This is a genomic window from Desulfovibrio sp., assembly GCF_014803725.1.
In the GTDB taxonomy this organism is placed as follows: domain Bacteria; phylum Desulfobacterota; class Desulfovibrionia; order Desulfovibrionales; family Desulfovibrionaceae; genus Desulfovibrio.
Window position 1 is genome coordinate 222,319 of record NZ_JAAVBE010000019.1, and the last position, 26,208, is coordinate 248,526.

The 26,208-nt window shown below is 62.7% G+C and carries 28 protein-coding genes, 1 tRNA gene and 2 pseudogenes; 9 read left to right on the plus strand and 22 right to left on the minus strand.

All coding sequences use genetic code 11. From position 1 onward, the window contains the following. Positions 1-2 precede the first annotated feature (2 nt). The 3 genes from HDR50_RS06505 to HDR50_RS06515 all read left to right on the plus strand — a co-directional run bounded on the left by HDR50_RS06505 (position 3) and on the right by HDR50_RS06515 (position 3,208). Complete coding sequence (locus tag HDR50_RS06505; protein WP_291357047.1) at positions 3-839, plus strand: tetratricopeptide repeat protein; 837 nt, start codon at positions 3-5, stop codon at positions 837-839. Between the two features lie 9 nt (positions 840-848). Beyond that, the gene (locus HDR50_RS06510; protein WP_291357049.1) at positions 849-1,379 is read left to right on the plus strand and encodes a DUF4125 family protein; all 531 of its coding nucleotides are present in this window, start codon (positions 849-851) and stop codon (positions 1,377-1,379) included. 347 nt (positions 1,380-1,726) lie between these two features. Next, complete coding sequence (locus tag HDR50_RS06515) at positions 1,727-3,208, plus strand: SLC13 family permease (protein ID WP_291357050.1); 1,482 nt, start codon at positions 1,727-1,729, stop codon at positions 3,206-3,208. Here the strand turns inward: HDR50_RS06515 and HDR50_RS12445 are convergent. Beyond that, positions 3,205-3,854: pseudogene (locus tag HDR50_RS12445) on the minus strand (LysR family transcriptional regulator substrate-binding protein); the annotation flags it as partial. The gene HDR50_RS06515 and the pseudogene HDR50_RS12445 overlap by 4 nt on opposite strands. 275 nt (positions 3,855-4,129) lie before the next feature. Further along, positions 4,130-4,504: pseudogene (locus tag HDR50_RS12450) on the minus strand (LysR family transcriptional regulator); the annotation flags it as partial. On the opposite strand from HDR50_RS12450, the gene HDR50_RS06525 reads away from it, so the two are divergent. The 5 genes from HDR50_RS06525 (at position 4,449) to HDR50_RS06545 (ending at position 11,663) form a co-directional block, all read left to right on the plus strand. Beyond that, positions 4,449-6,122: an FAD-binding protein gene (locus HDR50_RS06525; RefSeq protein WP_291357052.1), complete on the plus strand. Its 1,674-nt coding sequence runs from the start codon at positions 4,449-4,451 to the stop codon at positions 6,120-6,122. The pseudogene HDR50_RS12450 and the gene HDR50_RS06525 overlap by 56 nt on opposite strands. Positions 6,123-6,148: 26 nt before the next feature. Next, positions 6,149-7,849, plus strand: a complete 1,701-nt coding sequence (locus tag HDR50_RS06530) for an FAD-dependent oxidoreductase (protein ID WP_291357054.1) — start codon at positions 6,149-6,151, stop codon at positions 7,847-7,849. Between the two features lie 163 nt (positions 7,850-8,012). After that, positions 8,013-9,602, plus strand: a complete 1,590-nt coding sequence (locus HDR50_RS06535) for an outer membrane homotrimeric porin (RefSeq protein WP_291357056.1) — start codon at positions 8,013-8,015, stop codon at positions 9,600-9,602. A 73-nt stretch (positions 9,603-9,675) separates the two neighbouring features. Beyond that, positions 9,676-9,921, plus strand: coding sequence for a ferredoxin family protein (locus HDR50_RS06540; RefSeq protein ID WP_291357058.1), 246 nt, complete (start codon positions 9,676-9,678; stop codon positions 9,919-9,921). Next, the gene (locus HDR50_RS06545) at positions 9,918-11,663 is read left to right on the plus strand and encodes an FAD-binding protein (RefSeq protein ID WP_291357060.1); all 1,746 of its coding nucleotides are present in this window, start codon (positions 9,918-9,920) and stop codon (positions 11,661-11,663) included. Before HDR50_RS06540 ends, HDR50_RS06545 begins: the two co-directional genes overlap by 4 nt. A gap of 390 nt (positions 11,664-12,053) precedes the next feature. Here the strand turns inward: HDR50_RS06545 and HDR50_RS06550 are convergent, their stop codons facing one another. The 3 genes from HDR50_RS06550 to HDR50_RS06560 form a co-directional block, all read right to left on the minus strand. Further along, positions 12,054-13,340 carry a TRAP transporter large permease gene (locus tag HDR50_RS06550; protein ID WP_291357062.1) on the minus strand — a complete coding sequence of 429 codons (1,287 nt, stop codon included), beginning with the start codon at positions 13,338-13,340 and terminating at the stop codon, positions 12,054-12,056. Positions 13,341-13,350: 10 nt separating this feature from the next. Continuing rightward, positions 13,351-13,929, minus strand: a complete 579-nt coding sequence (locus HDR50_RS06555; protein WP_291357064.1) for a TRAP transporter small permease — start codon at positions 13,927-13,929, stop codon at positions 13,351-13,353. Positions 13,930-14,089: 160 nt separating this feature from the next. Further along, the gene (locus tag HDR50_RS06560; protein WP_291357067.1) at positions 14,090-15,103 is read right to left on the minus strand and encodes a TRAP transporter substrate-binding protein; all 1,014 of its coding nucleotides are present in this window, start codon (positions 15,101-15,103) and stop codon (positions 14,090-14,092) included. Between the two features lie 385 nt (positions 15,104-15,488). Here HDR50_RS06560 and HDR50_RS06565 point away from each other — a divergent pair. Further along, positions 15,489-15,575, plus strand: a tRNA-Leu gene (locus tag HDR50_RS06565). A gap of 55 nt (positions 15,576-15,630) precedes the next feature. Here HDR50_RS06565 and HDR50_RS06570 read toward each other — a convergent pair. From HDR50_RS06570 to HDR50_RS06645, 17 genes are all read right to left on the minus strand, one after another. Further along, positions 15,631-16,689 (minus strand): tyrosine-type recombinase/integrase, encoded by a 1,059-nt coding sequence (locus tag HDR50_RS06570; RefSeq protein ID WP_291357069.1) that lies wholly within the window; start codon positions 16,687-16,689, stop codon positions 15,631-15,633. 9 nt (positions 16,690-16,698) lie between these two features. After that, complete coding sequence (locus tag HDR50_RS06575) at positions 16,699-16,896, minus strand: hypothetical protein (protein ID WP_291357071.1); 198 nt, start codon at positions 16,894-16,896, stop codon at positions 16,699-16,701. Between the two features lie 70 nt (positions 16,897-16,966). After that, positions 16,967-17,506: a hypothetical protein gene (locus tag HDR50_RS06580; protein WP_291357073.1), complete on the minus strand. Its 540-nt coding sequence runs from the start codon at positions 17,504-17,506 to the stop codon at positions 16,967-16,969. Beyond that, positions 17,496-17,843: a helix-turn-helix domain-containing protein gene (locus HDR50_RS06585; RefSeq protein WP_291357074.1), complete on the minus strand. Its 348-nt coding sequence runs from the start codon at positions 17,841-17,843 to the stop codon at positions 17,496-17,498. Before HDR50_RS06585 ends, HDR50_RS06580 begins: the two co-directional genes overlap by 11 nt. Next, entirely contained in the window at positions 17,833-18,207 is a 375-nt protein-coding gene (locus HDR50_RS06590) for a hypothetical protein (RefSeq protein ID WP_291357075.1), read from the minus strand. Before HDR50_RS06590 ends, HDR50_RS06585 begins: the two co-directional genes overlap by 11 nt. Next, positions 18,194-18,892: a hypothetical protein gene (locus HDR50_RS06595; protein ID WP_291357076.1), complete on the minus strand. Its 699-nt coding sequence runs from the start codon at positions 18,890-18,892 to the stop codon at positions 18,194-18,196. The genes HDR50_RS06590 and HDR50_RS06595 overlap by 14 nt, the downstream gene beginning before the upstream one ends. Before the next feature lie 15 nt (positions 18,893-18,907). After that, entirely contained in the window at positions 18,908-19,156 is a 249-nt protein-coding gene (locus tag HDR50_RS06600; protein WP_291357077.1) for a hypothetical protein, read from the minus strand. Positions 19,157-19,179: 23 nt separating this feature from the next. Beyond that, positions 19,180-19,449, minus strand: a complete 270-nt coding sequence (locus tag HDR50_RS12455; RefSeq protein WP_365817102.1) for a DUF5131 family protein — start codon at positions 19,447-19,449, stop codon at positions 19,180-19,182. 45 nt (positions 19,450-19,494) lie between these two features. Next, positions 19,495-20,220 carry a hypothetical protein gene (locus HDR50_RS06605; RefSeq protein ID WP_291357078.1) on the minus strand — a complete coding sequence of 242 codons (726 nt, stop codon included), beginning with the start codon at positions 20,218-20,220 and terminating at the stop codon, positions 19,495-19,497. A gap of 15 nt (positions 20,221-20,235) precedes the next feature. Continuing rightward, the gene (locus HDR50_RS06610; RefSeq protein ID WP_291357079.1) at positions 20,236-20,622 is read right to left on the minus strand and encodes a hypothetical protein; all 387 of its coding nucleotides are present in this window, start codon (positions 20,620-20,622) and stop codon (positions 20,236-20,238) included. A 134-nt stretch (positions 20,623-20,756) separates the two neighbouring features. Then, complete coding sequence (locus HDR50_RS06615; protein WP_291357081.1) at positions 20,757-21,188, minus strand: single-stranded DNA-binding protein; 432 nt, start codon at positions 21,186-21,188, stop codon at positions 20,757-20,759. Continuing rightward, positions 21,188-22,123 carry a hypothetical protein gene (locus HDR50_RS06620; RefSeq protein WP_291357083.1) on the minus strand — a complete coding sequence of 312 codons (936 nt, stop codon included), beginning with the start codon at positions 22,121-22,123 and terminating at the stop codon, positions 21,188-21,190. Before HDR50_RS06620 ends, HDR50_RS06615 begins: the two co-directional genes overlap by 1 nt. Then, a complete protein-coding gene (locus tag HDR50_RS06625) occupies positions 22,116-22,973 on the minus strand; it encodes a lambda-exonuclease family protein (protein ID WP_291357085.1) in 858 nt (285 codons plus the stop codon). The genes HDR50_RS06620 and HDR50_RS06625 overlap by 8 nt, the downstream gene beginning before the upstream one ends. Further along, positions 22,970-23,347 carry a hypothetical protein gene (locus tag HDR50_RS06630; RefSeq protein ID WP_291357087.1) on the minus strand — a complete coding sequence of 126 codons (378 nt, stop codon included), beginning with the start codon at positions 23,345-23,347 and terminating at the stop codon, positions 22,970-22,972. The genes HDR50_RS06625 and HDR50_RS06630 overlap by 4 nt, the downstream gene beginning before the upstream one ends. A 90-nt stretch (positions 23,348-23,437) precedes the next feature. Next, the gene (locus HDR50_RS06635) at positions 23,438-23,851 is read right to left on the minus strand and encodes a hypothetical protein (protein WP_291357089.1); all 414 of its coding nucleotides are present in this window, start codon (positions 23,849-23,851) and stop codon (positions 23,438-23,440) included. 812 nt (positions 23,852-24,663) lie between these two features. Next, positions 24,664-24,813, minus strand: a complete 150-nt coding sequence (locus tag HDR50_RS06640; RefSeq protein ID WP_291357091.1) for a hypothetical protein — start codon at positions 24,811-24,813, stop codon at positions 24,664-24,666. 32 nt (positions 24,814-24,845) lie between these two features. Next, a complete protein-coding gene (locus tag HDR50_RS06645; RefSeq protein WP_291357093.1) occupies positions 24,846-25,148 on the minus strand; it encodes a hypothetical protein in 303 nt (100 codons plus the stop codon). Positions 25,149-26,208 lie beyond the last annotated feature (1,060 nt).

Below are 26,208 nucleotides of genomic sequence, written 5' to 3' on the forward strand. Positions count from 1 at the left end.
CCATGGCAGAGCAAAGTTCGGAAGCGCGGGCGCAGGCCGTACGGAGCGCCCTTGACCTCATGCGCGAGGGCAAGCTCCGGGAGTCAGCCGATGAACTCGGCGCGCTGACCGCCGGGGCGTGGGATGCCACGCCCGAGGCCGTGCGGCTGCGGGCGCTGGCGCTGGACGGCCTGGGGCGCGCGCGCGTGGCCCTCGGGGATGCGGCCGGGGGCATCGCCGCCCTGCGCGAGGCCGCGGGCAGCCTCAACGGCGCTGAGGCGTCCCTGCTGCCGCTCCGCTGCCATGTGCTCCAGAACCTGTGCTTCGCCCTTTCGGAAACGGGCGCCACGGACGAAAGCGCGGCCGCGGGGGAGGAGGCGGCGAGGCTCGCCGAAAGGCTCTACGGCGCAGAGTCGCCCGAGCTTGCGGGCGCGCTCTTCCGGCTTTCCGCCGCGCCATACCGGGCGCGCGACTTCGCCCGCGCCGAGGCGCTCATCCTGCGCGCCAAGGCCATCTGGGAGGCGCAGGCAGGCCCGGTGCCGCAGCAGGTGGGCACCTGCCTCAACAATCTCGGCCGCATCCATGAAGAGCTTGGCGACATGGCGGGCGGCATCGGTTTTCACCGGGAGGCCGTGGCCTTTCGCCGCACGCTGCCCGACCGGGAAGACCTCGCCTTTTCCCTCGGCAATCTCGGCGTGGCCCTCGCGCAGGACGGCCAATGGCGCGAAGCCCGTACCGCGCTGGAAGAAGCCCTCGAAATCTACGGCGCCATCGGCAAGGGCGAAAGCCGCGAAGCCCGCGGCTATGCGGCCAATCTCGACATTTGTCGCCGCGCCCTCGCTGAAGAACGGAATCTTTAGGAGACTGCCATGAAAACGAGCCCCGAACGCGAGGCACTGCTCAACGAGATCATCGAGCGCGAGCTCGCCATGTTTCTGGCAACGCCCAACGAGGGCGGCACGGCCGACTGCCAGCAGCGGCCCGACACCTTCCGCGTCATGCGCCGCATGGCGCATATCACCCATGACGACGCGACCCTGAAGTCCTACCTCGACGACCTCCGCGCCGCCGAGGAAAGCGGCCGCAACTTCATGCTCGAAAAATACGCGCGCATGGACGACCGCATGCCCCCGCTTTCGGAGAGCCCGCTGCTCGACGAGATCGCGGATGCGGAAAACGCCTTTCTGGAAGAAGCCGCCAGGGAGCGCCCCGACCGCATCCAGCGCAACGGCTCGGACATCTTCCGCCGCTATTTGCGCTGCGAGCTGGAGACGCTTTCGCCCGAGACGCTGGCGCTCTATGCCGAGGAAGTGCGCCGCGCCAAAGCCGAGGGCCGCAACCTCGTGCTGGAGCGGCACCAGTGGCTCGCCGACTTCATGGCATCGCATCCCCGCGCGTGACGGGCGCCAGTGGAGGCACCCGTCTTCCGCTTCGCTCCAGACGGGCTTAAGGAATATCTCCCTCAGCGCGCTTGTCTCTCATTTCCCAAGGCGGCGTTCTTTCCCCCCCCCCCGAAAGAGCGCCGTCTGGCGTTTTTTCCGCCCCCTCGCGGGCGCCCATCGCAGTATTTGATTTAATCAAACACCATTGGATTTTTTTCGATTTGACAGAACAGCCCCTGCGGCATGATACGGATTTCACAAAATCAGGGCCGAATGGGCATCGGCCGGCGCATTGCCCGGAGCGCGGCGCCCCGTCATGCGGACAGCGGCGGCGCCCCCGGGCGGAAGCAGCGAGGGTCTTCTTCATGACAGAAAAAACCGTTCCCCAAGCGGGCGCGGCGGCTGCCAAAAAGCCGCTCTCGCCCATGTATCTGGTGCACACGGCCATCTGCCTGATCATCACCTTCGGTTTTGGTCAGCTCACGCCCTTCGGCCCGCTCACGCCGCTCGGCATGAACCTCATCGGCATCTTTCTGGGCGTGCTCTACGGCTGGATATTCATCGAGATCGTCTGGCCCAGCCTGCTCGGCCTGCTCGCGCTCATGCTCATCGGCGGCATGAAGCCGGGGCAGCTGCTCAACAAGAGCTTCGGCGACCCCATGGTGCAGATGATGTTCTTCATCTTCGTCTTCTGCGCCGCCATCAATTATTACGGGCTTTCCAAGTTCATCTCGCTCTGGTTCATCACCCGCAAGTGCCTGGCCGGGCGCCCGTGGCTCTTCACCTATGTGTTCATGGGCTCCATCTTCATCCTCGGTGGCCTCACCTCGGCCTCGCCGGCGGCCATCATCGGCTGGTCCATCCTCTACGGCGTCTGTGACGCCTGCGGCTACAAGAAGGGCGAGGGCTACCCGACCATGATGGTCTTCGGCATCGTGTTCGCGGCCCAGGTGGGCATGTCGCTCATCCCCTTCAAGCAGGTGCCGCTCACCGTGCTCGGCGCCTACGAGAACATGAGCGGCGTCTCCATCGACTACGCGAGCTACATGCTCGTGGCGCTCGCCATCTGCGCGCTCTGCTCCGGGGCCTTCATCCTCCTCGGCAAGTATCTCTTCCGGCCCGACATGAGCAAGCTGCTCAAGCTGGAGGCCGAAAAGCTGGACACCGAGGGCGCGCTCAAGCTCAACAGGGTGCAGAAGCTCGTCCTCGTCTTCCTCTTCCTGCTGGTCATCCTGCTGCTCGCGCCCAACTTCCTGCCCAAGGGCTTCTTTGTGACCAAGTTCCTGCGCTCCATCGGCAATACGGGCATCGTCATCCTGCTCGTCACGGTCATGGCGGCCATCAGGGTGGACGGCAAGCCCCTGCTCAACTTCAAGATCATGGTGGATTCGGGCGTCACCTGGGGCATCATCCTCCTGCTCGCCATCGTGCAGCCGCTCGCCGCGGCCATGGCCCATACGGACAGCGGCATCACCGCCTTCCTCATGAACGCCATGGAGCCCATCTTCAGCGGCAGCACCCCGCTCACCTTCGCCATCATCATCGGCTTCGTGGCCACGGCCCTGACCCAGGTGATGAACAACGGCGCCACGGGCATCGCGCTCATGCCCATCGTCCTCAGCTACTGCCAGGCCTCGGGCGCGGCGCCCGACCTCGCCCTGATGATGGTGGTCATGGGCTGCCACTTCGCCTTCCTCACGCCGGCGGCCAGCGCCAGCGCGGCTCTCTTGCACGGCAACGAGTGGGCCAACGCCAAGTCCATCTGGCGCACCGCGCCGGTGGTCATCCTGGTGTCATGGCTTGCCACGGCGCTTGTGGTCGTCACCCTCGGCGTGGCGGTCTTCTAGGCGTCCACGGGGCGCGCCCGGCCTTCCCGTGCGCCCCGTTTCTCAGGCCGGGCCCTGCGCCCGGCCTTTTCTTTGGCGCCCTCCTGAACGGCCGAGATCTGGCGGGCATTGCGCCAGATGGTCTCCGCGTCCAGCGTGGGCAGGGAGAGGAAGAAACTCTGCAGGGCCTCGATGAAGGCCTGCGCCTGCGGGCTGACATGCTTGTGGCGGCGCACAAGGATGCCGTACAGCCGGTTGGGAAAGAGATGATCCAGCGGGCGCGCGCCGATCTGCTCCCACTCGGCGCCNAAATTNGTGNCCTGGAGGCANAGNTCGTCCATGANGGCCACGCCGAGGCGCTGCCANACNTAGCGCATGATGAGGTGGTAATTGTTGACGCGGATGGCCGCNTTTTTNTGNATGAAGTCGCCCATGCCCGNATCGCGGCACCAGCAGCCNAGGTCGTCCGGGTCCTCGTCGTTGCCGAANGCCACATAGGGCAGGCGCCGCAAATCCTCGATTTCNGGCACGGGCGGGATGTTCCACGGGTTNTCGCGGTGCATGACGAGCAGGGGCCTCGCCTTGAACACCACTTCGAGCCGGTCGTCCCCCGGTTTTTCGATGACCGGCAGAAGGCCGAAATCCACGCGGGATTCGGCNACCTTNGNNCGNACNTCNGANGAGAGNCCNCGCTCNAGCGANAGCTCGCACNCCGGGGTNACGCCGCAAAAANTCCACNGTNGTGGGCACGGANAGNCTGGCGATGGGNAGCGTCNCCGCCACNGTGACNGNGCCCTTGAGCTCGCCGTCNGCGCTGCCCACCGAGGCGCGCATGCTNTGCANNGCCTCGAAGGTGGTGATGGCCCANTCGAGGAGNTTGGTGCCCTCGGGCGTGATNCGCAGGGATTTTTTGTAGCGGTCGAAGAGGACGGTGTTNAGNGCCTCNTCNAGCGAGCGGANCTGNTANCTGATGGTNGAGGGGTTGCGGTGCATGNGCTCNGCGGCNCGGCGCACGCTGCCCGTCTTGGCNACCCAGTAAAANCCGCGCAGCCACTGGAGAAAATCGCCNTTGAGCTCGTCGATCACGGGGNGCCCCCTGTTGGATTTTTTTCCACAATGCGTGATTTTTATTGATTTGACAATACAGCNCCGGCGTATGATTTTTCCTTCACAAANTCNNNNAGNCCGGGCGGCCCCGCTGGGGGGCCAGCCCAAGCCCGGNCNANGAAGTGTCCGCACACCTTCACACCAGGATACCGGCATGAGAACGACCAGGCACAGTCTGGGCACGCTCGTNGAAACCGACGTGCTCGTCATCGGCTCCGGGGCATCCGGCTGNGGCGCCGCGCTGGGCGCGCGCGACCAGGGNCAGGATGTCGTCATCATCGACAAGGGCAAGCTCGAGAGCTCGGGCTGTATCGGCGGCGGCAACGATCACTACATGGCCGTTCTCAANGANGAGGGCGANCCNTTCGACACCGCCGACGACCTTGTGAAATTCTACGCCAAGCCGCTCAACGGCTGGACGCCNNCCATGCTCNTCAACGGCTGGTACAACCACATGCCGCACTTCCTCGACATNCTCGGGGCCGCGGGCGTGGACTTCGGCCGCAACCCNGACGGCACCTATGTGCGCACCCAGGGCTTCGGCCAGCCNGGGCGCTGGTGGGTNCACATTTCCAACGGCATGACCATCAAGCGCGTCATGGCGCGCCTCGTGCGCGAGAGCGGCGTNAACGTGCTCGACCGNATCATGGCCATGCGCATCCTCACCGACNACGGCAAGGCCTGCGGCTGCCTCGGCTGGAACGTGCGCACCGGCGAATATGTCATCATCCGCGCCAANACCGTGGTTTCCACGCANGGNCGCTCGGCCACCCGCGGCACGGACAATTCCACGCACAACGCCTANAACGTNTGGATGTATCCCTACAACACCAGCGCGGGCGTGGTGCTCGGCTACGAGGCCGGCGCNGCCGTCACCGAGCTCGACACCTACCAGCGCGCNACGCTCCTNCCCAAGGGCTNCGGCTGCCCNGGCATGAACGGCATCAACAGCTCCGGCGCGCACGAGCTCAANGCGCTNGGCGAGCGCTTCATGTGCAANTACGACCCCATGTGCGANAACGGCGTGCGCAACAANCANATCCAGGGCACCTTNCAGGAGCAGATGGAGGGCGCGGGNCCGCCGTTCTACATGGACATGCGCCATGTGGACCCGGCCGTNGTNCACGAGCTCCAGTANGTGCTCATGCCCGGCGACAAGGCCACCTTCGGCGACTGGGCCGACTGCACNNNCACGGACTTCCAGCACAAGCTGCTNGAGGTCGAGATCGGCGANCTCATCTTNGGCGGNGCCATCGCGGTCAANGACCAGTTCGAGTCCTCGGTGCCCAACCTCTTCAACGGCAGCGTCTTCCTCTACTGTTCCGGCGCCATGTGCGGCGGTTACGAGGCCGGCAGCCAGGCGGCCATGCGCGCCGCCGGCATGAACGAGGCCGGCCAGGTGGACGAGGACATGGCGAAATCGGTCAAGGACAAGATCTTCAAGCCCATGGCCGACCCGGTGGGCGACTCCGTGAGCTATGAGGAGCTGGAGCAGGCCACCCGCAACGTGATGGACTATTACATGGGCTTCCGCCGCTCCATGGCGGGCATGGAACGCGCGCTCGAAAAGATCCGCTTCCTCTCCGGCGAGGCCGACCGGTTGCATGCGTCGAGCCTGCGCGAGCTCATGCGCTGCCACGAGAGCCGCGACATCCTCGCCGTCTGCGAGCTGGCCATCCAGGCCACCATGGAACGCAAGGAGTCGGGCCGCTGCGTCTACCGCGTGCGCGAGTTCCCGGGCCTCAATCCCGAAATGGCAAAGCCGCTCCTCCTCATCAAGGAGGCCGACGGCCCCCGCTTCCAGTGGGGCAAGGCGCCGCTCCTGTAACCATCCCTGCCGCAAGGAGTTCATAGATGCCTCCCAAGTACAGCCGAGAATTGCGCGAGCCCGTCGCCCAGGGGCCGCGCCTGAAGGAACAGTTCCGCACTTCGCCCTGTGAGGGCGCCTGCCCGGCCGGCAATTCCATCCAGAAGATGCAGGCCCTCGCCGAAAAGGGCGATTTCACCGAGGGCCTGCGCTATCTCAGGGCCAAAAATCCCTTCCCCGGGGTCACCGGCCGGGTCTGCCCGCACTTCTGCATGGGCGCCTGCAACCGCAACAACCTCGAGGGCGCCGTCAACACCCGCGCCCTTGAGCGCGCCTGCGCCGACATGGCCGAGCGCGGGGCTGTGCTCTTCCGCAACCGGCCGGCCACGGGCAAGAAGGTGGCCGTCATCGGCGGCGGCCCGGCCGGCCTCACCAGCGCCTATTTCCTCGCGCTGCTCGGCAATGCCGTGACCATCTACGAGGCCGAGCCCATGCTGGGCGGCGTGCCGCGCTACGGCGTGCCGAACTTCCGCCTGCCGCGCCACGTGGTCGACCGCGAGGTGGGCCTCGTGCTGGAGACGGGCGTGCGCGCCCACGTCAACACCCGCGTGGGCGTGGACATCACCATGGACGAGATCCGCGACCGCTTCGACGCCATCATCGTCGCCACGGGGGTGCCGGCCGAGAACAGCCTGCCCATCCCCGGCGCGGAAAAGGCCGTGCGCGCGGTGGAGTTTTTGCGCGAGTCCGCCCTTGGGCGCAATACCGGCAAGATTGGCAAGAAGGTCGTGGTCATGGGCGGCGGCGGCGTGGGCTTTGACTGCGCCTTCACGGCCAAACGCCTCGGCGCCGACGAAGTGCACGTCATCTGCCTCGAAAAGGCCGGCGAGATGCGCGCCCCGGCCGAAGACCTGGAGCTCGCCGCCAAGGAAGGCGTTGAGATCCACAACTGCTGCACCATGTCCGGCATCCGCACGGAAAACGACAAGGTGACCGGCGTGGACTTCTATGAAGTGAAGGAATTTCGCTTCGACGACGCCGGGCGTCCGGTCTTCGAGCCGCTGCCCGGCGGGAGCCACACCCTTGACTGCGATACGGTCATCTTCGCCGTGGGCATGAAGACCGACCTTGGCTTCCTCGGCGAGAACGCCGGCGGCATCGGGCTCAACCCGCGCCGCTGGATCGTGGTGGACAAGCAGCAGGCCACCACGCGCCCGGGCGTCTGGGCTGCGGGCGACGTGTCCGCCGGGCCGGCCTCCATCGCCCGGGCCGTGGGCGACGGGCGCCGCGCGGCCTTCGCCGTGCATGCGGCCCTCACCGGCGAGGACGCGCGCGTGTGGATCATCAATGACGAGAACATGCTCGAGCCGCGCGACGACATGGCAGGCACGGCCGACCCCTATGTGGTGCCCTTCGCGGAGATCTACGGCGTCTCCCAGTACGCGGAGGCGCAGCCCGAAATGGAGGCCGTCAACGACTGCGCCAAGGCCTTCGCCGAGCTCAACCTGGGCCTCACCCGCGAGCAGGCCGAGGCCGAGGCCGCGCGCTGCATGCACTGCGGCCACTGCAAGGCCTGCGGCACCTGTGTGGACGACTGCCCGGGCTATGTGCTCGAAATGGTGCCTTTTGCCGGCATCGAGCGCCCGCAGGTGGAGCACGGCGACGAGTGCTGGCATTGCGCCAATTGCCGCACGAGCTGCCCCACGGGCGCCATTGCCTTCACCTTCCCGCTCAGGATGCAGGTGTAACCGCACGCAAAAAAGGGGAAGTGCGTTGCAGCCGCAACAGACACTGTCCTGTGGATGATCTATACCATTTGCCAAGAATAGAGGGGAAACCCCGCGCCGGCAGTACGGGCGTGCCGGCGCGGGGCCGACAGGAACGCCCGGACGGCATGAAAGGGGGATCGACATGCTTTCCTGTTTCTGCAAATCGCGCAAACGCGTGGTGAGCTTCCTGGCGGCGGCCCTGGCCGGCGCGGCGCTGTTGGGGGCGCCGCTCAAGGCCGAGGCCATCGACTTCAAGGCCCACGGCTGGTGGCTGTTCGGCGCCCAGTACGGCCAGAACGGCAACTTCAGCAACAAGGGCCACACCGGCTACGACAACCTTGAGGACGACTTCGAGGCCCGCTCGCGCGTGCGCCTCCAGTTGGACGCCGTGGCCTCCGAGAACCTCAGCGGCCAGGTCTATTTTGAAATCGGCAAGTTCATCTGGGGCAAGGCCAACGACCCGCAGGGCGGCGGCGCCCTCGGCGCGGATGCCGCCATCGTCAAGCTCAAGCGCGCCTATATCGACTGGATGGTGCCCCAGACCGACCTTTCCGTGCGCATGGGCATCCAGGCCTTCCGCTCGCCCTATTTCGCCCTTGACGGCCCGACCGTACTCACGGCCGACGGCGCGGGCATCACGGCCAACTATAAAATCAACGACAATGCCAGCGTCACCGGCTTCTGGATGCGGCCCTACAACGACAATTACATTTCCGCAAGCGGCCGCCAGAATGGCTTTCTCGACAATACGGACTTCGGCGGCCTCTTCGTACCCCTGCGTTTTGACGGCATCGCCATGACGCCCTGGGGCATCTACGGCGCCATCGGCCCCAACACCTTCCGCACGGCCGCTGAACCCAAGGCCGGCGAAAACCGCTTCTTCGGCCAGCGCATCAACGGTGTGGACGGCAACTATTTCATGAGCGGCATGTTCCCGCTCATGGCCAACAAGACGGCCATCAACCGCAAAACGCCCAGTGAATACGGCAATGCCTGGTGGGCCGGCCTCACCGGCGAGCTCACCCTGTGGGACCCCTTCCGCATCGCCTGGGAATTCACCTACGGCGGCGTTGACTGGATGGACGACGCGGCCATGAACCGCAAGGGCTGGATGGGCGCCCTGCTCTTCGAGTACAAGCTCGACTGGGGCATCCCCGGCCTCTACGGCTGGTACTCCTCGGGCGACGACGACGACCTCGGCAACGGCTCCGAGCGCATGCCGTACATCGTCAACGACTTCGGCGTCTCCGGCTTCTCGGACACCTTCGCCGGCCCGGACATCAACGGCCTCGAGCGCGACCGCGTCATGGCCAACACCCTCATCGGCACCTGGGGCGTGGGCGCGCGCCTCAAGGACGTGAGCTTCCTCCCGAAGCTGCGCCACACCCTGCACGTCAGCCTGTGGGGCGGCACCAACAGCTCAGGCATCCTTGAGAAGATCCACGACCGCACAGGTCAGTGGATGTCGCCCAACGTCAACGACTCCACCAACTTCGTCGTCCCCGTGGGCCGCGACAACATCTATCTCACGGACAAGGACTACGCCCTCGAGATGGGCCTGCTCAACCAGTACAAGATCTACGAGAACCTCTCGGTCAATCTTGAGGCGAGCTACGTCCACCTGATGCTGGACAAGTCCGACGATACGTGGGGCCTCGCCACCACGGGCGGCGGCAAGCGCGGCATCCGCGACGCTTGGAACGTGAGCGCGCTCTTCATCTACGCCTTCTGAACCAACCCATCCCTCCTGCCTGACCTTGCCGGGGCTCCCGCAGGGGAGCCCCGGCAAGGGGAGAAGACACGCCATGATCAAAAGCATCGACCGCGACACCTGTATCGGCTGCGGCGCCTGCGTGCGCATCTGCCCGCTGGACACCCTGCGCATGGGTGAGGACGACAAGGCCTATATCGCCTACCCGGACGACTGCATGACCTGCTTCCTCTGCGAGCGGGCCTGCCCCTCCGGGGCCGTTGACGTGGACCCGCTGCGCGAGGTCCTGCCGCCCACCTTCCCTGACGTGCCCGTGGAACTTGGAGGAGGCCGCGCATGAAAAGCGACGTGAAGATCAACCGCGTGGAGACCGACCTGCTCATCCTCGGCGGCGGCTCGGCCGGCCTGTGGGCCGCGCACCGCTTTTCCGAGCTCATGCCCGGCCGCAAGGTCACCATCGTGGACAAGGGCCCGCAGGACTGGGGCGGCCTCATGACCATGGCCGGCGGCGACTTCGAGGCCGTGCTGCCGCCGGACACGGTGGACGAATGGCTGGAGGATCTGGTCTATTACTTCGACGGCCTCTGCGACCAGCCGCTCATGGAGGCCCTGCTCGCCCGCTCGGCCGACCGCATGCGAGACTACGAGCGCTTCGGCTGCGAATTTTTCCACACCCCGGACGGCAGGCTCAAGAGCGTGCCGCAGCGGGGGCTGCCGCATGTAAAGCTCTACCCCGCGCAGCAAAAAGGCCGCGGCGGCGAGCTCATGGCCAAGAGCCTGGTGGCCCGGCTCAAGGATGCAGGCGTCACGCGCATGGGGCGCATCATGCTCACGGACTACCTCGTGCGCGACGGCCGGGTGGTGGGCGCGGTCGGCTTCCACTGCAGGACGGGTGAGGCGTACATCTTCAAGGCCGGCGCCGTCATCGCGGCCACGGGCATGGGCGGCTGGAAGACCTCCTACGGTAAGAACACGCCCACCGGCGAAGGCATGCAGATGGCCTTCGAGGCCGGGGCCGAGCTCCAGGACCTGGAATTCTGCCGCGTGTGGAACATGCCGCGCCTTTTCGCCTGGGAAGGGCAGACCCACCTCTTCCCGCTGGGCGCGCGCTTCGTGAACCGTCTTGGCGAAAACTTCATGAGCCGCTACTCGCCCATCCTCGGCCCCAACACCGACCCGCACTTCACCACCATCGGCATGGCGCTGGAGATCCGCGCCGGGCGCGGGCCCATCATCTTTGACGTGAGCCCGCTGCGCGGCGAGGACATGATCCTGCTCAAGCCGCAGACCGGCTGGCAGAAGCTCAACTACGACAAGCTCTGCAAGCTGGGGCTCGACCTCTTCAAGGACAATACCGAATGGGTGCCGCAGATGACCGTCTCGCACGGCGGCATCCGCGCGGGCATCGACGGCTCGACGGCCGTGGCCGGCCTCTTTGCCGCGGGCACGGCGCGCAGCCTCGAGCCGGGTGTCTATGCGGGCGGCTTCGCCCTCATGACCACGGCAGTCACGGGCCACATGGTCGGCGAGACCGCCGCCGCGTGGCTCAAGGACGCGGAGGGGGCCCCGGCGCTGGATGAGAGCGAAGCCATGGCGCGCCTTGACCGGGCCTATGCGCCGCTGGCCCGCACCGGCGCGGACACGCTCACGCCCAAGGAAGTGCTCACCAAGCTCCAGGCCGCCGTCTTCCCCTACGATGTCTCCATCGTCAAGAACGGCCCCGCGCTGGAAAAAGCCCTTGCCGAAATCAGGCGCATCCAGGCCGAGGAACTGCCGCGCATGGCCGCGGCCGATTCGCACTACCTGCTCAAGCTGCACGAGGTCAACGCCATCGCCTTTGTGAGCGAGCTCTACGTGCGCGCCTCGCTGGAACGCAAGGAGACCCGCGCGGGCCACTTCCGCGAGGATTATCCGCACATGGACCCGGCCGGGCCGGCCTGGTTCTTCATCCGCCACGGCTCGGACGGCAAGCCGGAGTTCGTGCGCGAACGCGTGCCGCTGGAAAAGTGGAAGGTGCCGCTCACCCGCTGCTATCAGGACAACTTCAACTTTGTTGAGGCCAGGGACGCGCCCAAGGCGTGAGCCCGCGGCTCCCACTGCACCACAAGACACAGGGAACCCCCGGCATCCGCCGGGGGTTCCCGTTATGGGCTCCAGGACTCCTGCCAGGCTGCGTCCACCGGGAGATACCGGGCGGGCACAGGGCGGTATCACCTTTCCCTGCATATGACAGACGCTTACCGGCTGCGGGATTGCCCTTGGTTCTTGCCGGTTTTCAAACCTTGATGCGCTTCTGCATCTTCTTCGTTTTCCTGCCCCTCCTCACCATCCGGCAGGCCCCCTTCCCGGCTTGTCCCTGAACCGGTGGCCGGCCCTGTGCGCCATGGCCTCGCGCCATCGCAGCGCCTTACGCAAAAGACCCCGGCCGCTGCACGACCGGGGTCTCACATGCTTTGCCGCGTGTGCGGCTCGTCAGTTGCCCATGAGCCAGTTCATCGGCGCGATGGACAGCTTGGGGAAGAAAAGGAGCAGGAAAAGCATCGCGATCTCCACCAGGAGGAAGGGGATGAGATGCTTGACCAGCTCCACGATCTTGATGTTGCCCACGCCGCAGACCACATAGAGCACCGTGCCCACGGGCGGCGTGATGACGCCGATGCCCAGGTTGAGGATGAAGAGCAGGCCGAAGTAATAGGGGTCGATGCCGGCCTGCTGGATCATGGGGAAGAACACCGGCGCGAAGATCAGGATGTTGGGCGTGAGGTCCATGACCATGCCGATGAGGAACAGGAACACATTGATGCACAGCAAGAGCAGGATGGGCGAATCCATCAGCGGCTGGAAGAGCGCGCCCATCTGCTGCGGGATCTGCGCCATGGTGATGAAGTAGCCCACGGCCGAGGCCGTCGCCACGATGAGCATGACCACGGAGGTCGTGCGCGCCGCCGCGGCGCTCACCCGCAGAAGCTGCTTGATGGTCAGCTCGCGGTAGTAAAGCAGGCAGACCACGATGGCGTACACCGAGGCAAAGGCGCCGCCCTCGGTGGGGGTGAAGATACCGAAGCGGATGCCGCCCAAGAGCAGCACCGGCATGAGGAAGGCCGGGGTGGAATCGAGGATGATCTTGAGCTTTTCCTGGCGCGAGAAGCTGATGGTCTCGTTATAGCCGTCGATGCGCACGATGAAGAACCACACCGCCATGAGCGCGAGACCGATGAAGATGCCCGGGAACAGGCCAATCATGAACAGCTTGGTGATAGACAGGCCGCCCACCGTCGCGCCGAGAAGGATGAAGTTGGTGGAGGGCGGGATGATGGGCCCGAGGATGGCGCCCGAGGAAATGATGGCGCCCGCGCGGCCCGGCTTGTAGCCCACTTCCTTCATCATCGGGAGAAGCAGCGAGCCGAGCGCCGCGGCCTCACCCACGGAGCTGCCCATGAGGCCGGCAAAGATGATGCTCGAAACCACGGCCGCGTAGCCCAGGCCGCCTCGCACCCGGCCCATCATCAACTGAGCCAGCCGGACAACGCGCTGCGAAAGGCCGCCCGCCGCCATGATCTCGCCGGCGAAGACGAAGAAGGGGATGGCCATGAGCGGGTAGTTGTTGGCGCCGTCCAGCATGGAGGTGGCGATGACGATGGGGTCGAAAAAGCCCGAATACGCCATGAGCACCAAAGCGCAGATGACGAGCACGAGACAGATGGGGATGCCGAAGGCGAGGAAGAGGAAGAGCGTCAAAAGAAAGATGAAAAGTTCCATATCTTCCCCCCTACGCCTTCTTGAATTCGGAAGCGGGGCGCTTCAAAAGCGCGATGAAGTCCCGGATCAGGATGACGAGCGCGGCGGCCGCCATGATGGGCAGGGTGCCGTAAATGAAGGTCATGTTCACGCCCGTGGAGACCGATTCCTGGTCATAGGTGCTCATGACATACTCGACGCCGCCCCAGAGCAGGATGGCCATGACGATGATGCCGATGATGCTCGCGATGACTTCGACGGTCTTCCGCGAAGCGCCATGGAGCATGTCCACGAACATGTCCACCGCGATGTGCTTCCTGCGGTAGAACGCTTCGATGGAGCCGAAGAAGGTGATATAGATGAAGAGGAACCTGGCCCACTCCTCGCTCGGGGGATAGCTGGAGGAGAACAGGTAGCGAAGCATGGCATTGTAAAACACGAGGCCGATCATGCCAAGAAAGATAACGGCGCAAAAGATCTGAAAGAGAAATTCCCCAACGGTATCCTGGTGGGGAGTTGGCTCCGCTTCCGGCACGGTGTCCAGCACCTGTGCGTATTCGGCCGGGTCTCTGGAATTGTCCAGATGTTCCTTGTCGGGCTGTGTTGGCATAATGACCTCATCAACGGATGACCGGGGGATGACCGGGATTGGTGGATGAAGCGGAACTCTCCGCCAGGACATCTCGGCGGCACCAGCCTTGCCGCCGGCGCCTGCCAAACGCCGCAAAGCGGGGCCCCGCGCGTCCTGCACGGAGCCCCGGCACGAGGAACTACTTCGCGTAGCGCTTGGCGCTCTCGAGGATTTCCTTGGCGTTGGGCACATGCTGCTTGCTGTTCGGGTCGGTGAACAGGGTCCAGCTGCGCTCGCCGGCTTCGGTCATGTACTTCTTGAGTTCAGGCGTGGGCTCGGTGATCTTGCCCTTGCCGGCGGTGATCTTCTTCTCCGCGTCCTGGTCGGCCTGGACCATCAGCTTCCACACGTCCTCGGCGGCCATTTCGGCGGCTTCGTCGAACCACTTGCGGTCCTGCTCGGGCAGGTTCTTGTAGAACTTGTCATTGATAAACAGGGAGTGGAGCACGAGGATGTGGCCGGTCTTGGTCACTTCGGGGGCGTATTCGTACACGCCGGTGGAGGCGATGTCGCTCAGCGGGCTGTCGCCGCCGTCAATGGCGCCGGACTCGATGGAGGTCATCACTTCCGCGAAGGGCATGGGCTGGCCGGAGATGCCGGCTTCCTTGGCGAAGTTGGTGTAGAGCGGGATGTTGGGCACGCGCATCTTGAGGCCCTTGATGTCATCGATGCTCTTCACCGGGTTCTTGGTGTAGAAGTGGCGGAAGCCCAGGGGGAACACGTTCATGGTGCGCATGCCGGACTTCTCGGTGAAGCCGTCGGTGATGAGCTTGAAGGTGTCACCCTTCATGGCGCGGTGGGCATGGTCAAGGTCTTCATAGAGCATGGGCGTTTCCAGCATGGCCATGGCCGGATGGAACTTGGACATCTGGGTGCCCGTGGCGCACATCTGGATGGTGCCGCGCTTGGTCTGGTCGATGTACGAGTCTTCCTTGCCGAGCATGCTGTTGGGATAGACCTGCACCTCGTACTTGCCGTTGGAAAGTTTCTCCAGGTATTCACCGAACTTGTGCATACCCACGGTTTCCGGCTCGCCCTCGGGCTTCATGCCGGCGATCTTGATGACCGTCTTGGCCTCGGCCGTGGGGGCGATGGAGAGCGCGAGACCGCAGAAAAGGCCCAGCGCCACGCACATGGCGACAATCCGTTTCATCACAGAAATCCTCCTTTGATGGTGAACCCGGCTTCCGAGCCCCGAAACCGCCACGCACCAACCGGGGGATGCGATGGGCGGGACGAGGCCACGGGCCACCGGATGCGCCGGTTGCGCCCATGCCGCGCCGGGACGGATCGAAGATCCGTGGAGCTATCGCTTGCAGCCAATTTTACTTGACGTGGCGGATAAAATTCAATGCTTTTTTTGAGAAAATTTTTTGACGCGGACTCCCGCGCCCGCCCAGCTTCGCTGAAGGAGAGCCGCGTGGCGTCACCCGGCACGCCCGCGTGCATGTCGGCTCCCCACACGGCCGCAGCGTGCAGCACCACCCGGGCGAAGACATCTTGACGAATCCCGCGCAGCGGACTAGAAAAACCGCTGTGCCGGGATGGTGGAATTGGTAGACGCAGCGGACTCAAAATCCGCCGGTGGCAACACCTTGCGAGTTCAAGTCTCGCTCCCGGTACCAGCGGAATATAAGGGATTGCGGACAGCAGTCCCTTTTTTTGCGGGCCTGATTTGTATCACCATGTATCACCATTTTTGGGGCTGTCCCCTGCCCCCTCCAGTCCGGGCATCAACGCCGCCGCCCGCGCCTGTCCTCCCGCTGTGACATGGGCGTATGTGCCCCCTGTCGTGGCGACATTGCTGTGCCCGAGCTGCGCGGCCACTGAGGCCAAGTCAGCGCCGCGCGCGAGCATTTCCGTAGCCGCGATATGGCGGATGTCGTAGGACCTCAGCTCAACGCAGGCCCGCTTGCATGCCAGGGTCCACGCCGTCCTGAAATTCAGGACGCGCCGCCCGTCGCCCCGGTGGCATACGAGGGGGATGCCCGCCGCCATGTCAGTCTCATACCGCTCTCTCGCTTCCTCCATGTAGGCGGGATGAGGGACTACAGTTTTCAATCTACCGCTCTTGCCTTGCCGGACTATAACCACCCCGCGGCGCCAGTTAAAGGCATCCCACGTCAGGCCGAATAGCTCCACCTGTCCCGGTCGCAGAGCAAGAAAAAAGGCGGTTTTCACCGCCCATTGCAGGTATGCCGGAAGCTCAGGGAAGAGCCGCTTTAGGTCCTCAATTTTCGGTTGGAACACCGGGCGCACGATCTTCAGCTTTTTGAAGTCCCGCCACGGGTTGAAGCGTATGTGCTCCTGATCCACTCCCCATGCGAGAATCGCGCGAATGTAAGCCTGATACTTGTTGATGGTGTTGTTACCGGCGCCGCCTGCTCGCAGCCCCTCGCGCACCCGTTCCAAGTCTTGGCGCGTCAGGCTTTCCGCGTACTTGTCCCGCAAAAACTCCCCTACCCCGGGGATATGCACACCAGCCCTGTCATGCCCGGCCAAGAAGTAGACAATGTTCTTCTTGGTCTTGATATGCTTATCAGGATTTGAGCGGAAATAGAGAATGGTGAGCTCGCCAAGGGTAAGGCGCTCCTCCTCTTGCGTCTTGGCCTGGAGGCGTTCGGCCTCGAAAGCCCGCGCCTCCTGCTCAGTCTTGAAGTAGCGGCGTTTCTCCTTGCCGTTTTCGTCGCGCCACTTGCAGAAAAAAAGTGCGCGCTTGCTGGCCTTGTGGATGCTCATTGTTTCCCCCTAGAAGCCGCACCCCCTTGCGAAGTCTTTGGGGGAAAGTGTTTTTTGCGCAGGCTTGTGCGTCTGTGATGTCTGCGCGACTCCAGTCAGTTCATTGATGCGCTTTTGTATTGCTGCCACCTTTCGTTGCGCTTCTGCGAGTTCAAGGTGCGCGGCGCAAAGCTCGGCAAGGCGCTCGGATGCAAGTTGCTCAATCATGCGATCTCCTTGTTTATGAGGAGCCGTGGGAAGCGAACCATATCGCCGTTCATGAGGATGGGGTGCTCTTTCATGCGGGGTTCTCCGTGACATTGCGCGCTGTCTCGCGCCAGCAGTTGGGGCAGTTTCCCGTGCAATCCGGCCTTTTCATGACAGATGGGCAACCGCCCAGGGATAAGGCAGCCGCGGCGAGCCAGTCCACCTCTTTGTTCAGCCGCTCATTTTCTGCCTGCAATTCCCCCATGATTTCTTGCGCTTCTTCGGCGGAGACCTGGTAGCCAGTGACAATCGTTCCCAACCGTTGCACCTCGGCCCGCAGGCGCAGGATTTCGTCAACGTGCGCCTTGACGACATCCGGGGAGTTGGCGGCAATGTGGGCGGCGTCGGCCGGCCCAGACCCGACACCAGCACCATCGAAAAGATGGGGATCCCGCCTATTCGACCCCTCTGCTACCTTGGCAACAAAGATGCGGCCATTTGGATGTTTGCTCTCCGGATGGAGAGGCCCATAGATGGATAACCCCTCTTGTATAAAAGATGGTGTGGCCTTTTCGGCAATGGCCCGGTGCTTGAGAAGGGCTTCATTGGAAAGGTCGATGTCATTCGGCATTGCCGCCTCCTATCCATTCGCGGATTTTCTTTTCTTCCTCGGGCGTGGGCGCATCGCCAAAGCCCCGTTCAATCTCGCTCAGGCGGCACACAGAGACGCCAATGTGCAAGGCAAGCGTCCGCATGGAGACCTTCCGGCGCTCTCTGGTGGCGCGCAGGGATTCGGAGAAGGGCGTGGGGTTGAATTTGAGGTGGATGTCGGGAACTTCCTCATACCCGCCCACCAGGCCGCTTCCATGACATTCGGGGCACACTTCCCGGCTGATAGAAGGGTGCCCACCTTCCCCATTACAGACGGGGCATACCCTATCCACGAAGGCATAGTTTTTAGCGGGCATCGGCTGCCTCCTGTGGCTCCGGGATAGGTCCGGCCCATTCGCCGCTGCTATACTCTGCATAAAAATCCACATCTTCTTGATGCAATCTGTAAAGGCGTATTTCTTTGCGCTCATGCTCGCGGCACAAATAGAGTCCTGCCACCTTCGGCGGCTCTTGGGTCCACCGCAGACGGCGCGGAAGGGAGTTCCACGCTGCCCCGGCCTCCTCGACAGTCAAGTTCCGGCGACGCGGCCCGCGCATCCCGCACTTGGAGCAGATGATGAAATAGTGGCGGCAGCCGTAGCGGTTCTTCCTGTTGGCCGTTTCAGGATACTGATAACCGCAAGAAGGGCAGGGCTTGAGGGATGGATCACTCATACTCATGGACTTTCTCCACTGCTTCGCGCGCCTTGCTGCGCCAATGGCACGCCTCCATCCATCCGCACTCAAGAGGGTCGCATTGATGAGAGCCTCGCGCGGGGCACCCTTTGCCACTTTTGCATATATTTGCGAGCAATGCCGCCAGCCAGTCTGCTTCTTCTTCCAGACTCACAGCCTTCACGGATTCGTCTGCTGCGTTTCTGGCGGCTGCATCAAAATCTTTCTCCAGCCGCTCATTTTCTGCCCTCAATTCCCCCATGATTTCTTGCGCTTCCTCGGTTGAGACCTGATAGCCTGTGACAATCGCATCCAGCCGTTCCACCTCGCCCCGCAGACGCAGGATTTCCATGATCAAGGCCGTGGTCACGCCGGGGTGGTATTCTGCGATGTAGGCGGCGAGTTTCCCAGATAAGCCCGGATCAACCTTTTCACCCTTGAGATACGCCTCTCGGGCCGCGAGCTTTTCTTCTTCCGTGACAAGGTTGGTGTTGGCGTGGGCAATGACGGAGCCTTTGAAAACGTGGCCGTTATCCAGCGTCAAGTTGGCATAGACCTCACCCCAGTCGGTGAAGTCCTTGCCGAAAAGCTCAAAGGCGTTGAGGCTCGTCCCCCACGGCCCGGCGGGCACAGCTTTTCCCAGGGCCAAGAGATGTTCCAGATATTCCGGCGTCAGGGCGATGTCGTTCATTGGATTCTCCGGCCTTCAGTCGTCAGGATCGTTTTTGTCTTTCTGGACGCCAATAGTGCCAAAATTTTTGTAAACTTTGATTTCATCGACCCACCCGCAATTTGGGCATTTGAAAATATCACGGCCTGGAATTGTTACGGAAAGGGCCAAGAAGGCCATGATAAGAATCAGCCATTTCGTTGCCCCGCAATACACGAGCCAGCCAATCCATGCGGTGCAAGCTATGGAGGCAATATCCACAAGAAGACAAAAGACGTAGGGCATACGCCGCTCCCTTGATTATTCTGCTATTGCTTGGGAAACTCCCGCCACTCCCTGCCGTCCAGCAGGGGAGGAACCTTCTTCGTCCCGCCCCACCCCTTGAAATAGAACGGGACGCCAGCATTCGCGCACTGATCACGCAGGAGGCGTACCCAGTCCGGGTGCATGGGGCGCGCGCCGGGGCCAGACTCGCCGCCGCAGATCACCCAGTTGAGCCACGGAAGAAAGCGGCTCAAATCCACAGGGCCAAGCATCGGCTCCACGCTCAAAAAGTGCTTTGCCGCTTGGGTAATGATAAGGAAGGGCCGGGCTACAACGCCGCCCGGCGGGGCTCCCTGCTGTTACGCGATGACGGAGAGCCCCGGCACGGCATGGGCGATGAAGGCCTTGATGTTCTTCATGGCCTCGGCTCTCCACGCGCCGCCGTCCGCCTCCACAAGGGAGAACTGGACGCCGTTCTCGCCGTTCTGGCGGCAGCGGAAGATGAAGCTGCTGGCGGGCTGTTCGACCTCCACAAAGGTGCGGTAGGGGCGCAGGGTGACGGGATTGGGCAGCGCCTTGACGGCCTTGCTGCTGATGCCCGTTTTCACGGCCACGGCCTGCGTGATGCCGTCGTCCGCCGTGGCGGACTCGTTGATGGCGACGATGCTGCCGATGTACTTCAGCACCAGCCCCTTGTGTGTGGCGGCCAACCCTTCCGGCTCGGCGAAGCTGGATTGCAGGATGATGTTGAAGGTCTCGGCGTCCTTCCACTGGTTGAAGGGGATTTCCAGCTGGTCCAGTTTGGCAAGGATGTAGCAGGCGCGGTCAGCGAAGTTGCCCAGGAGCGCGGAGCGGATGGAGACCTTTTCGGGGCTCTCCACATGGCAGATGAGCTTGCCGCGCTCAAGCTCGTCCACGTTGGTGTTGAGGTAGTCGGCCAGTGCCGTGAGCGTGGAGACCATGAGCGGCTGCGGGCACGGCGCATGAATGGGCTCGAGGTCTTTGTCCACATAGTCGCGGCCGCCGACCTTGACGAGGGTGGGCGCGGCGTCCTTGCGGATGGCGTTGTACAGGGCTTCAAGCATGGTGTGTCCTCCTTGTTATTTCCCCGCGGCGGTGCTTTTGCCGTCCGCGAAGTTGGTGATTTTGCCGGGCATGGCGCCTTCCACGCCGGGAAGGATCTCCTGCCCCGGGTTCTCGCCCTGGCCGACTTCCGCGGCCGAGACCTCGCCGGTCTTGAGGTCCGTGGACATGGAGATGGACGTGGACAGCGGCGCCGCGGGGGCGAGGGATGCCGATGTCTCCACGCCGACCTCGGCGAAGCAGCGGCTCTTGTCCGGCTTGATCTTGAGCTTGAGGGTGACGGTGCGCAGCTTGGTGGCCTCGGTGTTCACGTCCAGGCAGTTCACCACCGCCTTCTGGAGCTCCTCGTTGAGGCGCTCGACCATGCCGCCAGAAGCGAGTGTGGCCGCGTTGAGTTCAATCATGGAATCCGCTCCTTTTCAGGGTTGAGGGAAAAGAAAAACCGCCCCGGGAACCAGAGCGGTCGGTCGCTTCGTTGCCAGCCTATGAGCCGGGCTGGCGCGGGTTGAAGTGGAGGGAGGGGAGGATTGTGCGGGCGTTAGAAGGGCACGTCGTCCATATAATCCCCGCCTGCGGGCGGCGTTTGCTGCCTTCCCGCGTCCCGGCGCTGGTTCTGTGGCTGCTGTTCGCCGCCTTCGCCCTTACGGTCAAGGAACTGGACGCGCTGCGCCTTGATTTCCGTTGTGTAGCGTTCCGCGCCGTTCTGGTCTGTCCACTTGCGCGTCTGGAGGCTGCCCTCCACATAGACGAGGCTGCCCTTGTGAAGGTAGCTGGCGCAGTTTTCCGCCGTCTTGCCGTAGGCGACCACGCGGTGCCATTCGGTGCGCTGCACCCGGTTGCCGTCCCGGTCGGTATAGCTTTCGTCCGTGGCAAGGTTGAAATTCGCCACGGGATTGCCCGACTGCGTGTAGCGCAATTCCACGTCACGCCCGAGACGGCCAATGAGTTGCACCATGTTGAGCGAGGCCATTATGCGGACTCCTTACCGTTGCCGTTCTTCTGCTGCGCCTGATTCAAGTTCGCCTTGAGCAGAGACGCGGTTTCGGTTGTGGCCGCGCTGGCGTTCTTGCCCTCGTCCTGCTGGACGTAGTCGCTCCACTTGGCCTCGCCGGACTTGATGGCTGTATAGACCGTTTGCAGGTTGTCAATCTGCCCCGGGCTTGCCTTGTCAATGGGGCAGCCAAGATACTGCGAAAGGTCTTCCGGCGTGATGCGAATCTGCGCGAAGGCGTCACACACCTTGCGGATGCGTTCCTGCGGGTCGCTAACGTTGCCCTGACGGGCCTTGCGGGCCGTTTCCAGCGCCTCGTCAATGATGTCTTGCGGGATAAGCCGGAGCCCCTCATTGCGGACGACCTTGGAGATTGCCGCTGCTTCCTTCGTGGCAAGCTCGTCCTCTGTGGCGCGGACGATATAGACGGTCCTGCCGGAGGTATTGATGCGCTCGCGCAGGATTTCGCGGCCCCGGTCATTGGAGCGCTCCACGGTCTTGTTGATGGTGATGACGCGCCCGAAGCAGGCGTTGGTTTCAAGGTCGAGAACCTGCACCCTGATTTTGCGAATTTCGTCATTTTCAAAGGTGGTCGTCGTGTCCACCCGGATATTGCCCCACTGCTGGATCGCCAGTTCGGCAAAGCGGATGCTCGGCCCGTTGACGGAGCCGCCGCCCACGGGCTTGGAATATTCCACCGTGGTGGCGAAGGACGGGCGCTTGCAGGCGTCCAGGATGCGCTGCCGGGCCTGCATATAGTTCCGGGGCCGATGCAGGGCCACGGTATAGGCCGCCTGCACAAGCGCCTTGGCTTCTTCCGCCGCGGCCACGGCCACGGGGTCAACCTGCGCGGGCATTGCCGGCGCCGAAATATTCGCCGCGCTGCCGCTTTCCATAATTTCCACTTCACTCATGGATGCCTTCCCCCTCTTGCTTGCTGTTGTCTCGCACCCTTGCGATGCCCTTTTTGTCGATGCTGACCAATATATCCGCGCCCCTGACCTTCGCGCTGCCCGTGGCAATGCCCACGCTGACCAGCCTTTTGCGGCACTGGGCCTCGTAGTCTTCCGCCTGTTTCAGGATATGCCGGGACTCCCGCCATATCCGGGCGGCTTCATTCCATTCCGGCGTGTCGATGGAGACCACTTTCCGCCCGAGCGGGGGCAGGTTGACGAGCGGGGCTGCGGGCGCTGTTTCGGGCGGAATGCCCGTCAGGACGTGCCTCTCCCAAAACTCGCGGGCAACGTCCCACATCAGGCGGATGAGTTCATCGTCCCGTTCCATGCGGACGACAAGGAGTCTGAAGGCATCCGCGTTCCACGCGCAGAAATGCGCCCATTCAAGCCCCGTCACGCCGAGATAATGCTGCATCTGCGCCTGATAGTGAGCGGGTACGCCCCCATCCTCCAGCGCGTAGAATTTCCCGGCGCGTGGGGCCTTGATTTCAAGGATGCCCGGCTGTCCCCCTTCGGCGGTTATCACACCGTCCACATTGGCGATGGCCCAGGTTTCCGTTCTGTGCCGCTGAAGTTCCGGCACGGTGACGCTGTTGCCCGTCTGGCGCATATACAGGTCGCGGATAATGGGTTCCAGGAAGTTTCCGCGCTGCATATCCACTGTTGGCTCTTTGTCCGCCGCGCCATAAACCTTTGCCTGCCAGACTCCATACGGTGTTCCGCCGAAGGGGCAGATGCCGAGGATTGAGGGCATATCAGAACCGCCAAGGCCGGAGCGGCGAAGTTCAAGCCATTCTTTGCGGTTCATGATGCGCGCCGCCCGTCCCTGTAGGGCGAAGGCGGGGCCGGCCGTGCGCCGGAGCGGACCTGATTGTGGAAAAGGCGGCACGACCAGCAGAGCGTGCGCCCCGGCTCGGCGTCCTCGCGGCCGCAGTCCTGGCAGACGCCGTGCGCCTTGAGCGCTTCGCGGCGCCGGCGGGAATAGTCCGCCATCTGGAGGCGCCGCGCCGCCTTGCGCTGCAGCATGACCTCCATGGCGTCGCAGGCGAGCTTCCACTTCTGCGTCACCTCGGCCACGGTGTGCCCCTTGAAGGGCCTGCGGCTGCCGTCAGGCATGGGGAAGGCGCCGATGACGCGGGGCTGTTTGGCGCGCGGCGGGTGGTATTCACGAATCACGGCCATGCGGCCACCTCCAGAAAGTTGAAGGCCGCCAGCGCAAGGATCACGCCGACGGCCCAGAGCCAGCCCCGCGGGTTGGAACGGGGCGAAAGTTCACGCCACACGGGCGGCCACACCGTGAGAGTGCGTTGCGGGATAGTCCACGCCGCGCCGCACGCCGTCGTAGGCGTCCATGTCTTCCGGCGTGACCACCGTTTCCTCGGCGCCGAAGCGCTCCTCCACCCTGATGACGAGGGCGACGTTTTCCCCCTCGTATTCCGCCGCCAGCCTGAGGGCGTCGGTTCGCGTCCTGCATGCCTCGTAGTTGCCGGGCGTGAGCACATACCAGCCGGGCGTGAGGTGGTTGACCACGGTCTCGAGGTCGTCGAAGCCGGCGCGCAGCCGGGCGTTCTCGGCCTGCGCTTCCTTGAGCTGCTGTTCTAGCTCGAGGATGCGCTGCGCGGTGTCCATGTGGGTCTTCCAGCCGGGGATGGTCGTGAGGTCGGTATCGTTTGCGGTCATGGTCATGGTGGACTCCTTTTTCGGGCAATAAAAAAGGCCCTCCGGGAAACCGAAGGGCCGTGGATGTTGTGGATGTACAGGTTTACTTTGCGTTGCGGCTCAAATACCGAGCATACACGGTTAGGCCAATCATGATGCCGGTAGCGAGGATCCAGTACAGCATTTCAATCTCCGTAGAGGCTTGTAACATACAAGCAGCAAGCCACAGTTACGATTCCAGATATGAACCCTGTTCGGCTGTGTTCAAAAACACCGATGCCAAAGGCGATAGCCGCATAATTTGTCATGATTGCCAAAAGGGCATCAAGCCGCCTGTGTACGAGTTTCTTTGGCATGTTCACCTCGTCTTCTTCATAGCCATAAATTCCGCTCCAGTCCAGCCCGCGAGGGAATGGCTCGCGGGCTGTGAGAAACGAAATTCGCTGCTCTCTTGTGCAGGTTGTCACCCTGCGGGGTTAGTTATCTCCCCCGGAACCTACCGCCGGACTCGCGCCCACGGCCTTGCGGAACCACGCGGGCTTTTTGCGTCGCCCGGTGGAGTATAAATAGAGTTATTTTTACTCACTGTCAATAAAAAATATGAGTTTTTTTTACTCAAATTAAAAGCGGCCCCGGATTGCCCCAGGGCCGTCCCCCCTGATAAAGAGAGGTGTCTGACAACCTCTAACCAGGAGAAAATGGTATGACAGATGGAAGTATTACTGATCTCGAAAAGGCGGTACTCGAAGTGGTGAGCGCGTATGCTTCCTCCGAGAAGGATGCGAGCATAAAAACATTATGTTTGCTCTATGAAAACTTACATCAGAGAGTGATGGAAGTCAGAAAGGCTGAAACCAATCAGAGTTGACGGATAAATCACATCCGAAAATGCAGCGGAGGGCAAGGAGTTTTGCTTTGTCCTCCGTTACATTCCACTCAATAACAAAAAATTCTTTGAGCTTTTTTAGATTCTCTATTTTTTCATCCATCTTTCCTCCTCGCCCCACTTCGGGGGGGCTTTTTATTTGCTCGCTGCCTTCACGGCCTTGAGGGCCTCACGGCCAACATCCACCCAGGATAGCCCCAAGGCATCGCAGAGCGTAATCACATCAGGGAAGCGCATATTCTGAGGCTTGCGCTTGCCGGGCGCACCCTGCCCCACCAAAAGGGCCTGCACCTTGCCACGCGGATAGGGCATAAAAGGAAAGGCTGCCTTGCCGAGCTTTTCATCCGAGAAGCCGAGAAGGTCTTTTTGCGCGATAAGCTGCTCCCGGATGGAGCGCTCGAAAACGTCCATGTCTTCTTTGGTAAGCACTTCCGCCACTCCTTTTTTGCCCTCCTTTTAGCATAAATTTTACGCAAAGGGGATTACAATAAAATTTACTCATTGACAACGGTGTAAAATTTCCTCAATATCAGGCCCGGCACCTCCTTGAGTTGCCCCGCTCATTGACAACCGAACCCAGCGATCCATCCAAGCCGGCGCGGCCACGGGTTGCTCCCGCCCTAGCTGTGAGGATGATGAGGGAAACGCGCTTGGACGGCATAAAGACCAGGGCGCGAAACTCCGCTTCATTCCTTCCCACGTCACGGGGACGCGGGAAGTAAGAAACAAAATTCCTTTGATGTTCAGGCCCTGTTGGTCGGTTCGGCCCCCGTCGCCCCGGTGCGCGTTTGCGCTGCGGCCTTCTTTCCAGCCGCTTTTCCGTCCCGCGACCGTGAAGCCGTCGCACGCTTTCCATTATCTCTTGAACCTCCGCCCTTCTCGCGCCTCGTTCCAGCTTGCGGGGGCGGCTCTTTTCCGGCCCCACCGGGCTCTCAGTCCCGGCCTCCCTGCCGCGCAGGCGGGTTGCCGCTGGTTCCTGGCTTTCGGCTACTCCGGCCCGTGGGCGCTGTTCGCCGCCATTCCCCGTTGGCAAGGTCAGTGTCTCAAATAAGAAACTAGCCGTCAAGATAAAAGTTGATTATTTTATACATACCACTTAAAAAGGAATCGCGCCTGAGAGAAAATTTTTATCCCGCAGGCACAAAAAAGCCCCTCACGGGGAGGGGCGGGGGGAATTAAATGGAGAAGCTATCGCTCGGCATATCCTGCGGCAGCGTGGGATTCATCCTCGGATGGGCCTTGCGTGAATGGCTGGCGTTGCGGAGAAGCGAGTGGCAGGAGAGGAAGAAGCGGGAAATGGAGGAGCGGTGCGCGTGGCTGCTCTATGAGGCGCAGAAGACAGTGCACCATGACGGGCCGCCACCGCGTCCGCCGCAACCGAGGATCAGACTGAACGGATAAACTTCAATCTTTGGAAGCAGACTATGTGGACATATATACTATGTGGAGTGGTGTGCTACTTCATTGGCATAATTCATTCGGCATATTACTATGACAG